This window comes from [Clostridium] aminophilum (genome assembly GCF_900101295.1).
Taxonomy (GTDB): domain Bacteria; phylum Bacillota; class Clostridia; order Lachnospirales; family Lachnospiraceae; genus Clostridium_R; species Clostridium_R aminophilum_A.
Genome location: NZ_FOIL01000077.1, coordinates 1 through 10,765, shown reverse-complemented (window position 1 = coordinate 10,765; position 10,765 = coordinate 1). Strand labels below are relative to the sequence as shown.

8 protein-coding genes are annotated in these 10,765 nt (G+C 44.8%); 5 read left to right on the top strand and 3 right to left on the bottom strand.

The annotated features are described in order from the left end of the window. Positions 1–48: 48 nt before the first annotated feature. From BMW41_RS13215 to BMW41_RS13205, 3 genes are all read left to right on the top strand, one after another. Positions 49–1,683: a hypothetical protein gene (locus BMW41_RS13215; RefSeq protein WP_074650619.1), complete on the top strand. Its 1,635-nt coding sequence runs from the start codon at positions 49–51 to the stop codon at positions 1,681–1,683. A 334-nt stretch (positions 1,684–2,017) separates the two neighbouring features. Continuing rightward, positions 2,018–2,872 carry a DUF3990 domain-containing protein gene (locus tag BMW41_RS13210; protein ID WP_074650617.1) on the top strand — a complete coding sequence of 285 codons (855 nt, stop codon included), beginning with the start codon at positions 2,018–2,020 and terminating at the stop codon, positions 2,870–2,872. Positions 2,873–2,935: 63 nt separating this feature from the next. Continuing rightward, positions 2,936–3,415 (top strand): antitoxin, encoded by a 480-nt coding sequence (locus tag BMW41_RS13205; protein WP_074650615.1) that lies wholly within the window; start codon positions 2,936–2,938, stop codon positions 3,413–3,415. Positions 3,416–3,430: 15 nt separating this feature from the next. Here the strand turns inward: BMW41_RS13205 and BMW41_RS13200 are convergent, their stop codons facing one another. Together BMW41_RS13200 and BMW41_RS13195 are read right to left on the bottom strand one after the other, a co-directional pair. Further along, complete coding sequence (locus BMW41_RS13200; RefSeq protein ID WP_074650614.1) at positions 3,431–4,600, bottom strand: ATP-binding protein; 1,170 nt, start codon at positions 4,598–4,600, stop codon at positions 3,431–3,433. Between the two features lie 167 nt (positions 4,601–4,767). Further along, entirely contained in the window at positions 4,768–6,147 is a 1,380-nt protein-coding gene (locus BMW41_RS13195; RefSeq protein WP_074650613.1) for an ATP-binding protein, read from the bottom strand. A gap of 342 nt (positions 6,148–6,489) precedes the next feature. Between BMW41_RS13195 and BMW41_RS13190 the strand changes: the two genes are divergently transcribed. Both BMW41_RS13190 and BMW41_RS13185 read left to right on the top strand, forming a co-directional pair. Continuing rightward, the gene (locus tag BMW41_RS13190) at positions 6,490–7,881 is read left to right on the top strand and encodes an AAA family ATPase (RefSeq protein ID WP_074650611.1); all 1,392 of its coding nucleotides are present in this window, start codon (positions 6,490–6,492) and stop codon (positions 7,879–7,881) included. Between the two features lie 3 nt (positions 7,882–7,884). Then, on the top strand, positions 7,885–8,811 hold the full coding sequence (locus BMW41_RS13185; RefSeq protein WP_074650610.1) for an RloB family protein: 927 nt from the start codon (positions 7,885–7,887) through the stop codon (positions 8,809–8,811). Between the two features lie 223 nt (positions 8,812–9,034). On the opposite strand, the gene BMW41_RS13180 is transcribed toward BMW41_RS13185, so the two are convergent. Beyond that, on the bottom strand, positions 9,035–10,717 hold the full coding sequence (locus BMW41_RS13180) for a hypothetical protein (protein ID WP_074650608.1): 1,683 nt from the start codon (positions 10,715–10,717) through the stop codon (positions 9,035–9,037). Positions 10,718–10,765: the final 48 nt, after the last annotated feature.

Genomic DNA, 10,765 nt, shown 5'->3' with positions numbered 1-10,765 from the left:
GAGAAAAAGCATTTACAAAAACACAAAGGAAAAAGGAGTGTGCATTAAATGAGAAAGCAGACTAAATATGTTGCAGTTCTTTCTGCAGCAGCTCTTCTTGCTATGGGCGCATCTATGACATCCTTCGCCGCTGGTTGGGAGAAGGACGAGGCAGGTGCATGGCACTATTATGACAAAGACGACGACATGGTCACCAACGAGTGGAAGAAGGACGGCGGAAAGTGGTTCTACCTCGATGATGACGGCGCTATGGTTACGGATCAGTGGGTTGAGGACGACTACTATGTAGGCGAAGACGGCGCAATGATCACCAACGGCTGGGTTAAGACTCTGGCTGATGATGACGATGTAGACAGCCCGGAAGATACCGGTGAGCACTGGTACTACTTCAACGCAAAGGGCAAGAAGATCACTGGCGCTAAGAAGACCATCGGCGGCAAGACATACCACTTCGATGAGGATGGTAAGATGCTTTCCGGTTGGCAGGAGAGCGGTGACAGTGTTTACTACCTCGGCGGTGAGGACGAAGGTTGGGAGACCAGAAACGCTTGGAGATGGCTCGAGAAGTCCGGCATCGATGACGATGAGGACGATGAGGTGACAGGTGTTCCGGTTCTTGGCTGCTCCGAAAATGACGATTGTGATGACGAGGGCTGGTACTGGTTTGATAACTCCGGTAAGCTGTATCACAAGGCTGGCATGAAGACCATCAAGGGTAAGAAGTTCATGTTCAACGATCATGGTCAGATGCTCTATGAGTGGGTATACGGCAATAAGATCAAATCCGGATCTTACGCTCAGCTTGATTCCGAAGACCTCAAGGGTGTAGCAACTGTTGGAAACATGATGTGGTTCCAGGAGAACGGTGACGGCGCAAACAACGGTGCTCGTTACAAGGGTTGGCAGTACATCTCCGGTTCTGAAGCTTTAGGAAAAGACGGCGATACCAACTGGTACTACTTCAAGGATGGTAAGCCGAAGTTTGCGGATAAGACAAATGGTCTTACCGACGGCGGCGAAGCTGTTTACAGAAAGAAAGAGAAGATCTCCTGGGATGGCAAGACAGGTACATTCTGCTTTGACCAGTATGGTAAGATGAAGACCGGTCTTCAGCTCATCGAGGGTAAGACATACTTCTTCAACGATGACGGTTACATGCAGACTGGTAAGGTATCCAACGTTGAGGAGATCGACGGTGATAGCTTCAGCTACTACTTCAACAACAAGAACTCTGGCAAGGGTCAGGGCTTTACCGGTGAGAAGGACGGCTATCTGTACTTCATGGGTAAGAGACTTGAGGCTGATGACGATTACAGAGTATTCGCTGTAAACGGCAAGCAGTATGTAGTTAACAACAAGGGTAAACTTCAGAAGACCTTCAAGAAGAAAGACCTTGAACTTGCTGATGGTACCGTAGCAGAGGATGTAACTCTTTCTCCGAACAAGAAGACATACGCTCTTACTGCTACCCTGACAGAAGACGTAGCTCTTCCGCACATCCAGCTTGATGATACTGATCAGATGATCGTTGGTCTTGCAAATGGTGATACTGCTATTCTTACAGCTGAAGATACAGAAAAGATCAAGGGAATCGACTTCCTGACTGTAGAGGCTGCTGATGCTAAGGGCGTTAATCTTACAGGCGTTGAGAAAACAACAACAGAAGAGGCAGAAAAGGAATAATTTAGAATTCTTCTAATCTGTTGAATGATTGGGAGTCCCACTTCGGTGGGGCTCCTTTTTGAATACTTCAAATCATTTTTTGAAGAAGTTTTCCGAAATGGAGAAGGAGGAGCATGATAAAACCTTGATTCTCCGTGGAAGAGGACAAAATTGCCTTTCTGATTTTTAACAGGTCCAAGTTTTCATCCGTATTTCCGAAAAAAATACAGGAAGAGGTATTGATGAATTCGAACTTATCTATAACATATTACCTAAACAAGTTTGCGCGCCAATATTGAACTTATTTAAGTAATATGTTATAAGGAAGTCAAGAACAAAGAGAGGAATGGCGAACATGGATTTTAATTTTCGGGAGGATTTAAAGGCGATCCGAGATTTGTTGGAGATCTCACAGAGCGAAATGGCGCAAAACATAGGAGTTCAGCAGGTCACTCTGTCCAGAAATGAGAAAGGTGATACCAAGCCGTCTGATCGCCTCTTGGAGCAGGTATACAACTATGCATTTGAACACAATATAAAACTTGGTCGATTAAAGGAAATGCTATGGCTCGATAATATGAAGGCAGGTCATCGGCTGCTCTTCCACGGAGCAAAATCAGAAATTGAAGGTTCTCTCAGTGCTTCGAAAAGCAGAACCAACAATGATTTTGGCCAGGGGTTCTACACGGGTGAAAAATATGAGCAGGCGGTTTCCTTTGTTTTTGGATTTGATCATCCATCCGTGTACTATCTTGATTTTGAGTCCGGAAATCTGAACTGCAAAAAATATGAGGTCAATCAGGAATGGATGCTGACCATCGCATATTATCGGGGCGCTTTGGATGAGTATTCGACTCACCCCATGATCCGACAGATCGTTGAGGAGTCGCGAAAGTATGATTACATTATCGCTCCGATTGCAGATAACCGAATGTTTCAGATCATCAATTCTTTCATTGAAGGTGAGATCACGGACGAACAGTGCAAGCACTGTCTTGCAGCAACAAATTTGGGCAATCAGTATATTTTCGTGAGCGAAAAATCCCTTGAGCATTTGAACATACTGGAACGGGGATATATCTCTTCGAAAGAAAGAGAGCATTATAAGGCCCTCCGGTCGGAGGAAAACAAACTTGGAGCAAATAAAGTAAAACTTGCGAGAATCCAATATCGTGGAAAAGGCCGATATATTGACGAGATTCTGGAGTAATATGTTCCGCTCAATTACCAAAGGGAAGTTAGATGTAAACCATTATACACAGAGGAAAATGCGATGAAAAAAATAGACAGAGATGGCCTGCTCCTTTGCGATCTGCAGGCAAAAGCGTTCGAGTTATCTGTCACGATGCAGGAAATCGGTTCGGCAGTATTTATCCGGCGTTTTATGTATAGCAGTGTCGCCGGTGAAATGGATGACGGCTCCGTACTTCAGACCAGCATCCAGCCAAAAGAAATGCTGCAACTGGTCGAAAAAGAGTATGGCCGGTCCGATTATGGATCGGTAAAATTTACAGAAAATGAAATGTTCTGGATCGGATATATTTATCGTTACTTTGCCTATACTTATGAGCGTTCATCGATTCAGGTATATAAGGCAGTAAAGCCAAAGGAACTGCGCGACCTGTTTCTGCCTTACCACACGATGGATCCGGCCCAGGCGATCGACCGGATCCTGGAAGCAAAAGGGCTGTCCTACGATAAGCAGACGGAGGAGATGCAGTATGCCGTCTACCGACGGATACGGGGAATGTAACGAGATTCCCCTCCATTATTCGTCCAGGCCTAATTCCCTCTTCAAAAACTGATCAAATGCCGGCACGGTAAAGTCCAGCTCGGAATGGCGGACAGCATAGATGATCCCCTTATTGATCAGCTGAGCCCGCACCGGCGAAACGGACTGGACGCGGGAGCCCAGATTTTTTGCGACATTCGCGATGGTACACGGGAGTGCGCCGCACTCCACCATGGCACGGATGAAGTTCTTTTCATTCTCCGTGCAGCGTTCATACCGTACGCGAAAAAAGCCCTCGTCCAACTGCCGGAGATACTCTTTTTCGGTCTGCTCAACCATCTCTGCGTCGATCTCATCCTGATCGGCCCGCCCCCAGATGATCTTACAAAACTGCTGAATAAAATACGGATAGTTCCCGGTCTTCACGAGGATCTGTTCGATCGCATCATCGGTATACGATACCCCCAGTTTCTTTGCCGGCTCCGCAATGGCATTCTTCGCGCTCTCGTCGTCGAGAGAGCCGATGGTGTGATATTCAAAAAGCCGTTCAGAATAAGACTTTGCGTCACCCAGAGATTTCAGGATCTTCGGAAGTCCGGTGCCGACGAGCATGATCGGATGCCCCAGCTGATTGGACCGGTGAAGAGCTGCGATCAGCGCGGATAATTCCTCGGACTTCATGAACTGGATCTCGTCCACGAAAAAGCAGATATGGACATTCGCCCGCTTTGCCATTTCTCCGAGGGAGACAAACACATCGGTGAGCGTGGCCGTCAGGCTGTCCGACAGATAAAACGCCCTTTCCTGCGCAGAGAGCGAAAAGGTGCCGTCCCCCGGATTGAACGAGACAAACAGGGATTTCAACGCGTCCAAAAGATTTTGAACTACGTCCTGCATCAGGACTTTGGCAGAGATGGATCGCGCGATCTTTTTCACGGCATTATTGATCAGGGCGATGAAGTCACTTTTGGCATCTACCTCAAAGTGCACATGGAGGATTCCTTTTAACTCTGCTTTTTCCTCGATCGTATTGAGAAGGACCGTCTTTCCGACGCCGCGAAGTCCGGAGTAGATCACCGACTGCGTCGGAATACCGGACACCAGCGCATCCAGCAGCATCTCTGCATGCCGGATCTCTTCGGTTCTTCCGGCCAGATATACCGGCATGAGGCCCGCTCCCGGGCGATATGGATTGGGTTTATTCATATGAGCGCGCTCCTTTGCGATTGGAAGATATGATTTTCGATAGATAGCGATAAATAAGGCATAAAACCGATATTTACCGCAAAAAATTTTATATATTTATTATAGACCTGCTGGGTAAAACGTGCAAGATGAGGCGTCATGCTGGCCTGATATTCCCTAACGGCCAGTCACTTATATAGTGTTCCGAGTTCAATCTGCTTTATCTTTTCGGTCTCGTCTTCAGTAAAACCGGATCTCGAGAAGAAAACATATCGATAACAATTAAGATTCGTTGCCTCCACCTGGCGGATCTCTTCGTCGATCACTTCTTTCGAAAGCATCTTTTTTCGGAATTTGACCTCGTAAAAGACGTATCCCTTTTCATCAAGCGTAACAACGTCAAATTCGCCGTTCGTATGGATCTTCGGATCGTCATAATAATATTTCCCGATTTTTTCGATCACCGGGGCAATCTTTCCGAGACGATTTTGCCGGATCAGATACTGCCGGCAGATTTCTTCAAATTTTCGGGGGACATAGCTCTCCTCGAAATCATTGGCGATATACTTGTCATAGAAAACATCCGGATCCATGATCTTCATCTGAGAAGAATACTTGAAAATATACCGGAAATAAAACAGCGACAGATTATCACAGATATAGTATCCTGCCTTCTTTTTGTTGGTTTCGTCGTTGATGGGTGACTTCTTTTCCACGACTTCCATTCGGATCAGTTTGTCAAGTACGTCCACCAGCGTCGGACCGCTGGAAACATGGGACTGCGACAGGATATCACTGTACCTCGAGAAGCCTCGGGCCAGCGCCTCAAACACTTCATTCGCATTGACGATCTTCGAGATTTCCGCATTCAGGTACATGGAAACCTCATTTTCCAGGCGTGCCCCCGATGAAGCAATCAGATCGATGATATTGTCCCGGACGCTTTTTTTATCGTTGATCAGCCGGTTAAAATACGGAATTCCGCCAAATACCGAATAAATCCGGACTTTGTCCTCGACCGAAAAGGCCGGATAAAACAGTGCCGATTCATAATAATCCATCTGCTTGAGGTCAATGACGAGGTCCACACGGCCGAATAAGGGATTGGAATGCTCGATCAGAGATTTCATGATATCGACATAGGATCCCAAAATAACAAGCTTCAGTTTCGTATTGTCACGATATTTGTCCACCAGTGCCTGAAGGATACTGTCCAAACCTTTAACATTTTCCCGAAGATACGGGTATTCATCCAGTACGAGAATGAGATTCTCATCCGTGGAAAGTGAGAAAATATAGTCAATCAGCGGTTCGATCGATCGGTATCCCAGTTTCGGCAGCTCCAGATTTTCCGAAAGAACCTCGCAAATCCCCTGCACGTTGCTTTCTTCCGTGACCTGCTTGCATTCATAGTAAATACTCTTTGTATGTAATTCTTTGAGTGCCTGTTTGACAAGCTCACTTTTTCCGACCCTGCGTCTTCCAAAAATCAGCGTCATCCGCATCTCATCCGAGGACAGTTCTCTCTTCAGTTTCGTCAGTTCCGCTACTCTTCCAATGAATTTCATTTTATTCGATTCCTTTCGACTCGGTCGCCATCGAGTTAATTTGATTATATTCGAAAGAAATCGAAATGTAAAGTTTTACTCGGCTCAAACCGAGTCGGCCATGATTGAGTAAACATGAGATTTCCGTCTTATATACTTGAATCGATAATCGCTCTTTTCTGAGAACAGGACCGGCACATTCTGCTTCGATTAGAATGGTAAGATGAATACCTGTTAGTTTACCGAATGTGAATAAATCACTTTTACCGTCAAGCTATACTGATATATCTTGAAAAAATCGCAAAGAAAATTGACAAAAGTGAAAAAATCACTCATAATCGAATCGGAAAGGCGGATAAAAGTATGCTGATTAGATTCAATGTGAAAAATGTGCTTTCATTTTCATCCAGACCAGAAAATGAATCGGAAGAATTCTCTATGATTGCCGGAAAAGTCCGCAGCAAGAAAGAACATATTTTTGATGACGGCCATATCAAACTGCTCAAATTTGCGGCTATTTATGGGGCAAATGCCGCAGGAAAATCGAACCTTGTTAAGGCAATGAATCTGATGAAGACGATTGTTTTACGCGGTTTGCCGGATGGGCATACGGAAAAGTACTGCAAAACTCAGCCTGATAATCAGAATAAACCAAGTTATTTTGAGATGGAACTAAAGCTCGGAGAAAAATATTATTCGTATGGTTTTGAAGTCATTTTAAGCCAAAGTAAATTTATCTCAGAATGGCTTGTTGAACTCCATCCCAATAATGAAGAGACGGTTCTGTTCAACCGAGATATAGAAGAAGGAACGTTTGAATTTAATGGCGAACTGGCAGCAATCTCGTTAGTTGACAAGCTTAATGTTTACGCGGAGGATATCGCAACTGATCCGTCAGTTCTTTTCCTGACACTAATGAATACCAATAAAAAGACATTTTATCAGAATAATTTGAACGCAGCATGTCTTCGCGATATTTATGTTTGGTATGCCAGCCATTTAGATATCAGCTATCCTGATCAGCCGGTCAGCAATTATGCCTATATGGCAAAATCGGACCGCGATCAGGTGGAAGATGTATGCAGATTAATCGCAGCATTCGGAATCGGTATCACAGACTATCGTCTGGTCGAGGCGCCTTTGGAGAAGGCCTTGAATGGAGTTCCGAAGCAGAATCAGGATCAGATTCTAGCTAATCTGGAGCAAAAACTTGCAGAGTTGAGAGCTGTGGAAAATGGACCTTCCAGACTGACGCTGATTATGAGATCGCACACTAATTTCTTTATGATAACTCTCAGCAAAACCGAGGATCTGAAATGCCAGACCATTGAATTCAGGCATGCTGACAGAGAGACATATTTTAATTTAGAAGAAGAATCCGATGGAACAGTTCGAATATTGGATCTTCTTGAGATTCTTCTTGCCGGCGCAGGAAAAACATTTGTGCTTGATGAGCTTGATCGTTGTCTTCATCCGGCTCTCACGTATAAGTTTGTTGAAACATTCTTGCAGCTTGCGATTAAACAGGATATTCAGCTGATTGTCACAACTCATGAATCCCGTCTGATGGATTTTGATTTACTGAGAAGAGATGAAATTTGGTTTGTCGATAAGAAAAAGAACGGAGAATCAGATATTTATTCTCTGGAAGAATATAACGCCAGATTTGATCAAAAAATTGACAAGGCATATCTGGAAGGCCGTTATGGCGGAGTGCCGATCTTCAATAGTGTGTTCCCTGTGGCGGAGGAATAATCTATGAGAGAAAAACGAAACTTTGCACAGCGTACCAGAGTTCTTGTCTCAGACGAAGTTCGCAAGAAGTATTTTTTGATATATGAAGGCGCGGATACTGAGAGAATCTATTTTGAGGCGGTCGATCAAAATAGAGATGCAATCGGAATTAATCCGATCATTGAGTTGGTTCCGATTTTGCGCAGCTACAGTGAAGATAATTGGAGTAATCCCAAAAAGATCATAGATCGAATGATCCTAAATCTTCAAGAGTCAAACACAGGAATAATCTCTTATGAGACCTTTCTAAATTGGATAATGGAATATCTCCAAGAAGAAAAAATGCTACCGCCGGGAAGAACAGCCGCGCAGACAATGTGGGCAAGACTTAAGGTTCTGGTGACAGAACATCTTGAAAAAACGATGAGCGAGCCGGTAAATGATTTAGAAGATACCTTAAATACAATAGCTGAGTATTTACAGGAATTTAATAACCTGACAAATGATCTTCCGAAAATAATAAGTAACCGTGCAATCACTTATGACAGTGATATTGATAAGATCTGTTTTGTTGTCGATCGGGATCGCGGAGATTTTACAGAAAGGCAATACTGGGATGTTGTTCAAAAGTGTAAAGAGAACGGCTTCGGTCTATATATGTCAAATCCTTGTTTTGAATTTTGGCTTCTGCTCCACTTTGATGAGGTCATGAATCTCGATAACGAAAAACTCCTTGCAAATGCCAAAGTGACAAATGCGCGGAGATATGCGGAATATGAACTTCGTCAGTTGCTGCCAAGGTACTCCAAGTCAAAATACAATACGGCAGAACTGCTCAGCCGTATTGATACCGCAATTCGAAACGAAACAATGTTCTGCGAGGATGAAGATAAAATTGAAAACGAAGTAGGAAGCCGCGTGGGGATCCTTATAAAAGAAATGAGGCAGTAAATAAACTCTTCTTTATAGCACATTACGTCGACAAGTTTGCACGAAACCTGAGTAGTTGACGTGACAACGAGGTGAAACTCGCATAGCGTGTTTTGCCTCGTTTATGCTGAAAAGGTTATTTCTTCGTATATAAAAGTGCTGCCGCACCAGTTGATTGCTCAACCAATGCGACAGCACCTATTTTACTGTGAGATCTTAGGATAGAATCATTCCTGCTTAGAAATTACTGATCCTCATCTTCCTCGCCATTATCTTCAACCGGAGCAGGAACTACCGGAGCAGGAACATCGTCCAGAGTGAGATAATCGTTGTCAACATCCGCAGCCTCAAGGTATGTATACTGAGTGATGAGCTCATCAGTATCATCGAGGTGGATGTACGGAACACAAGCAGCATCAGCTACTTTCTTATAATCATCATCCTTGTTTCCGTCCTTATCAACGATATCGGTGTCTTTCAGAACGTAGTTCTTCTTATTCAGAACAGCCTCACCAAAGGTAACATCACTCATTGTGGTGCCATTCGGAAGTTCAAGATCTTTCTTCTTGAAGGACTTCTGAAGTTTACCCTTGTTATTAACGATATAATACTTTCCGTTTACAACGTAGATTCTGTAATCATCATCTGCTTCCAGTCTCTTACCATTGTAGTACAGATAGCCATCCTTCTCACCGGTGTAACCCTGGCCCTTGCCAGAATTCTTGGTATTGAAGTAGTAGCTGAATGTATCACCATTAGCTTCTTCTACGCTGGAAACCTTACCGGTCTGCATGTAACCGTCATCGTTGAAGAAGTATGTGTGACCATCGATGTACTGAAGACCAGTCTTCATCTTACCGTTCTGATCGAAACAGAAGTGACCGCTCTTACCATCCCAAGACAGCTTTTCTTTCTTTCTGTAGATCTTGGAATCGCCATCTGTGAGCTGGTTCCAGTCCTCATCCTTGGAAGCGTGCTTAGCCTTACCATCCTTGAAGTAGTACCAGTTGGTATCTCCGTCAGTACCTAATGCCTCAGAACCGGAGAGATACTGCCAACCCTTGTAACGAGCACCGTTGTTTGCTCCGTCACCGTTCTCCTGGAACCAGAGCATATCAGTGATATCAACCTCACCATCGGTAGCATCGTCGGAGTCAAGCTGTGCGTAGGAACCAACCTTTCTCTGTGCACCGTAGATCCACTCGTAAAGCATCTGACCATGCTCGTTGAAGATGAACTTCTTACCTTTGATGGTCTTGAGACCGCTCTTGTGATAAAGCTTACCGGAAGCATCGAACCAGTACCAACCCTCGTCGTCACAGTCGTCATCTTCTGTGCAACCGAGAACCGGCTGTCCAGTTACATCATCATCCTCATCGTCATCGATACCGGACTTCTCGAGCCATCTCCAAGCGTTTCTGGTCTCCCAACCTTCATCTTCGCCGCCGAGGTAGTAAACATTGTCACCGCTCTCCTGCCAACCGGAAAGCATCTTTCCGTCGCTATCGAAGTGGTAGGTCTTGCCGCCAATGGTCTTCTTAACGCTATCACCAGTGGTTGCAGCCACCTTCTTACCCTTAGCGTTGAAGTAGTACCAGTGCTCACCGGTATCTTCCGGATTATCAACATCCTCATCATCCTCGAGAGTCTTTACCCATCCGTTGGTGATCATTGCGCCGTCTTCGCCTACATAGTAGTCGTCCTCAACCCACTGATCCGTAACCATAGCGCCGTCATCATCGAGGTAGAACCACTTTCCGCCGTCCTTCTTCCACTCGTTGGTGACCATGTCGTCGTCTTTGTCATAATAGTGCCATGCACCTGCCTCGTCCTTCTCCCAACCAGCGGCGAAGGATGTCATAGATGCGCCCATAGCAAGAAGAGCTGCTGCAGAAAGAACTGCAACATATTTAGTCTGCTTTCTCATTTAATGCACACTCCTTTTTCCTTTGTGTTTTTGTAAATGCTTTTTCTC